2 protein-coding genes are annotated in these 2,681 nt (G+C 65.6%); one reads left to right on the top strand and one right to left on the bottom strand.

The features are described from left to right. Positions 1-99 precede the first annotated feature (99 nt). Positions 100-1,782 carry a 3-oxosteroid 1-dehydrogenase gene (gene kstD, locus K8V11_RS10055; RefSeq protein WP_303913536.1) on the bottom strand — a complete coding sequence of 561 codons (1,683 nt, stop codon included), beginning with the start codon at positions 1,780-1,782 and terminating at the stop codon, positions 100-102. A gap of 217 nt (positions 1,783-1,999) precedes the next feature. Between kstD and K8V11_RS10050 the strand changes: the two genes are divergently transcribed. Beyond that, positions 2,000-2,681 (top strand): IclR family transcriptional regulator (locus K8V11_RS10050; RefSeq protein WP_303913533.1); only part of this gene is annotated, 682 nt, incomplete at its 3' end.

Raw genomic sequence — 2,681 nt, 5'->3', positions numbered from 1 at the left:
GAGAAGGTCTGCGAGGGGAGCTCAGCGCCGAGGGCGATTTCCGGATCGATGGGCATGGGGCCTCTTTCGCGGTATCGGGGAAGCGGGCTCTGCTGCCGCCTATTGCGTGACTTGGGCGGCGATGTGCTCGGCGGCGAGCGCGCCGAACACGATCGATGGGCCGATCGTCGCGCCGGGGCCGGCATAGGTGTGTCCCATGACCGGGGACGAACAGTTGCCCGCAGCGTAGAGACCCTCGATCGCCGAGCCGTCCTCGCGGAGCGCCTGCGCGTCCGCGTTGGTCGTGATGCCGCCCTTGGTGCCGAGGTCGCCCGGAACCATCTTGACGGCGTAGAACGGAGCCTTGCCGAGTTCCCCGAGCGCGGGGTTGGGCTTGTTCGAGACATCGCCGTAATAGTGGTCGTACCCGGACTTGCCGCGGCCGAAGTCCTCGTCGACGCCGGAGCGGGCGAAGCCATTGAAGCGTTCGATGGTAGCGGTCAGCTGCTCGGCGGGGACCTCCATTTTCTCCGCGAGGCCTTCGATCGTGTCGGCGGAGACGATGATCCCGTTCTTGAACCAGCGCCCCGGAAGCGGTTGGCGCGGGGCGTTGCCGGCGAACATGTAGCGGTCGCGGACGCGCTGGTCGAGGACGAGCCACGCGGGTACGTTCTCGCCCGGACCGGAGCCTTGCCCGAATTCGCCGCCGTACATGTGGTGCACGGCCTCCACGTAGGGGAGAGATTCATTCATGAACCGCTCGCCGCGGGTGTTGACCATGATCGTGCCGGGCAGCGAACGCTCCGATAGCGCGAACCAGGGGGTTACCTTGAGCGGGATCGTCGGGCCCCACCACGCGTCCTCCATGAAATCGACTCCCGCGCCGATCCGCTGTGCCGCCTCGATAGCGTCGCCAGTGTTCGCGGCCGCGCCGACCGTCCACTTGGTGGTGATCGGTTCGCGCTGGTACTTCTTGCGCATCTCCTCGTTGTGCTCGAAACCGCCTGCGGTGAGAATGACCCCGTGACGGGCGCGAATCGTCTCTCGCTCGCCCGAGCGCTCGACGACGACACCGGTGACGCGCGTGTCGGAGCCCTCGCCCTCGGTGGCGAGATCGACGAGCGGGGTCTCGAGCCACAACGGGATCTTATGGTCGAACAGTCCTTGGCCGAGTGCCGCCATGAGCGCCTGCCCGCGCACGACCATCCGCTTGCGTGCGACCTGGTAGGCGAGATAGCGGGTGCCCACCTTGACTGCGCGCAGTGGCCCTTCGGCGGAGCGCAAGAGCATGTTGAGCCGTTTGTAGTCGGCCTGAGTCAGAACGAAGTTGCGGGGCGTCTTGGTGTAGTCGGGCTCGAGAAGCTTGCGATTATCGCCCATCGAGTTGAGGTCGAAGGGCTTCGGCTCGACAGAGCGCCCACTGAGCCGCCCGCCCGGCGCCTCGGGGTAGTAGTCCGAGTAGTTCTTCACCCATTCCATCCGCAGAGGCGTGCGCTCGAGTAGGAAATCCAGAATGCGCGGTCCGTGATCAAGATAGGCGTCGATCCGGTCGAGTGAGACCCCGGAGATGATCGACGTGAGGTACTGGCGCGCCGCGGTCGGATTGTCGCGCACGCCGTCGCGCACTAGCACCGAGTTATTCGGAATCCACACGCCGCCGCCTGACCGCGCGGTAGAACCGCCGAAGTGCGGCGCCTTTTCTATGAGAACCACGGACAGTCCCTTGGCCTGCGCCGCGAGGGCGGCGGCCACGCCGCCCGCGCCGCTGCCCACCACGACCACATCGAATTCGCTCTGCGTCATGTAGAACACGTTATAGAAATGGGCGGACAACCGCTAGCGATTTCGGCGGTATTCCCTGCGCTCCCTTGCTTGGAGTGCGAAAGCCGCTATTTAGAACGTGTTTCAGAAATGTTAACTACCTCCGTCTGTGGGGGCGACGGTACCCAATTCGTGCATTAGGGGCGTTAAAAGGGGAAGAGCCCACTTATTTCGATGACGTAGGTGGCACTATATTCACATGACCGAAGCGGCAGACGGCGAAACCGAACGCGCGAGCGCCATCGACAAGGCGTTCCGGCTCATACGTGCATTCGATCGAGACGACACGCAGGGAATGGGGGTCAGCGAGCTCGCGCGGCGCGCCCGCCTGCCGAAGTCGACCTCGCATCGGGTGCTCAGCAGCCTCATCGAGAACGGGGCCGTCCAGCGGGTCGGCGATCGCTACCGCCTCGGACCGCTGTTCTTCGATCGGGGCCCGACGTCATTGAGTACGACCCATGAGCTGGTGGCCGAGACTCTCACGCCATTTTTGGCGGCGCTGTTCGAGCGGACACGCTGCACTGTGCACCTGGCGTACCTCGACGGCGCCGATGCCGTTTACGCGAATAAGTTGTTCTCGGTGACGGGCGTGGCCGCGCCCTCGCGCATCGGCGGGCGCGTGCCCGGGCACTGTACGGGCGTCGGCAAGGCGATGATGGCCTACGACGAGAGCGCGATCGACCTCGCCATAAGTAGAGGCCTTGTTCCGTGGTCGGAATTCTCCGTCACCGACCCCGCCGCCCTGCGCGCCGAGCTCGCCGTCGTGCGGCAGACCGGGCTTGCCTACGACGTAGAGGAGGCCACCCTCGGGCTCAGCTGTGTCGCCGCGCCCGTGTGGGGCAAGGGGGCGGTGCCCGGCGCCGCGATGTCTGTGTCCGGTC

Source organism: Dietzia timorensis, from assembly GCF_020742175.1.
GTDB lineage: Bacteria > Actinomycetota > Actinomycetes > Mycobacteriales > Mycobacteriaceae > Dietzia > Dietzia timorensis_A.
This window is presented reverse-complemented; position numbering and strand designations above follow the sequence as displayed.

What these genes read in the sequence shown, in the direction of transcription:
- kstD (WP_303913536.1), bottom strand. Translation starts at nt 1,782, where the DNA reads ATGACGCAGAGCGAATTCGATGTGGTCGTGGTGGGCAGCGGCGCGGGC.